This window comes from Methylobacterium jeotgali, assembly GCF_022179345.1.
GTDB classification, from domain to species: Bacteria; Pseudomonadota; Alphaproteobacteria; order Rhizobiales; family Beijerinckiaceae; genus Methylobacterium; species Methylobacterium jeotgali.
In genome coordinates this window covers 1-1255 of record NZ_BPQR01000104.1, presented here as the reverse complement: position 1 = coordinate 1255, position 1255 = coordinate 1, and the positions used below count along the sequence as shown (strand labels likewise).

Genomic DNA, 1255 nt, shown 5'->3' with positions numbered 1-1255 from the left:
GTGGAGTGCGCCCCTATCGGTAGACAGGCTCAGGCGAGGGGTTTGACCCGCTGCCGGGCGTGTTGCTCCTCGAACTGCACGGGGCTCAGATAGCCGAGCGCGGAATGCAGCCGCTTGGCGTTGTAGACTTCGTCGATGAAGCGCGGAAGGTCAGCCGCGACATCGGCGAAGGTTTCGTACTCCGTCACGTACACCGCTTCGACCTTGAGCGTCTTCATGAAGCTCTCGGCCTTGGCGTTGTCATAGGGATTGCCGCGGCGTCCCATCGAGCCGACCAGTCCATGCTCGGCCAGGACCTTCCGGTAGGCAGCAGAGGCATACTGCGACCCGCGGTCGGAATGATGCACGCAGCCCTTGGGCGGCGAGCGCGCCGCCAGGGCGGCCTCCAGCGCGGCCACGGCCGTGCGCGCTTCGAGCGAGCGGCTCACGGCATAGCCGACGGCCTTGCGCGACCAAGCATCGAGGATCACGGCCAGATAGACGAAGCCGTTCGGGACGGCGATGTAGGTCAGGTCGGCGATCCAGAGCTGGTTGGGGCCGTCCGGCACCCGCTCGGCCGCCACGTTCGGGAAGACGGGCAGGTCGTGGTCGCTGTCGGTCGTTGCCTTGAACCGTCGGCGCAGGCGCGGCTGCAGGCCGTGCTCGCGCATCAGGCGGCGCAGCTTCTTGCCGTTGACGACGATCCCCTGCTGGCGCAACGCCGCTCCGACGCGTCGATAACCGTAGCCTTCGAACGCGTCGCACAGGTCCGTCAGGCGGGCCAGCAGCTCGGTTGCATCCGTGCTGATCGCCGGCTGGTCGTAGAAGGTCGAGCGCGGCAGGCCCATCAGCGTGCATCCTCGGCTGACCGAGAGACCGGCGGGCCGGCAACGACGGACATAGTCACGCTTTTCTGCGCTCGTGCGGGCTGAAGCCCCCCTTTGAGGAACTCGATCTCCAGCGTCTGCCGTCCGACCAAGCGCTCCAGCATCGCGATGCGGGCCTCGTACTCCTGCAGGAGGTCGGCAGCCTGCACGTCCTCGTCGAGGGCGCCCGCCTCGTGCTTGGCGATCCAGACCCGGATCAGATTGCGCGAAAGATCGTGACGCAGGGCGAGGCCGCGGAGCGTCTCGCCCGCGAGATACGCCTGCACGACCTGCCGCTTGAACGCGACACTGTGGGTTCGATACCGAGCCATGACTTCCATCCTCCGGAAGCCCAGCGCGGCGGGTCAATCCTCAGGTCCAGCGCCGTCCACTCCCAGGGGCGCACTCCA

1 protein-coding gene and 1 pseudogene are annotated in these 1255 nt (G+C 67.3%); both read right to left on the bottom strand.

Going from position 1 to position 1255, the window contains the following annotated elements:
- Positions 1 to 29: 29 nt before the first annotated feature.
- A pseudogene (locus MFF04_RS21680) lies at positions 30 to 839 on the bottom strand (IS3 family transposase); the annotation flags it as partial.
- A complete protein-coding gene (locus MFF04_RS21675) occupies positions 827 to 1177 on the bottom strand; it encodes a transposase (protein ID WP_017482586.1) in 351 nt (116 codons plus the stop codon). The pseudogene MFF04_RS21680 and the gene MFF04_RS21675, both read right to left, overlap by 13 nt.
- Positions 1178 to 1255: the final 78 nt, after the last annotated feature.

What these genes read in the sequence shown, in the direction of transcription:
- MFF04_RS21675 (WP_017482586.1), bottom strand. Translation starts at nt 1,177, where the DNA reads ATGGCTCGGTATCGAACCCACAGTGTCGCGTTCAAGCGGCAGGTCGTG.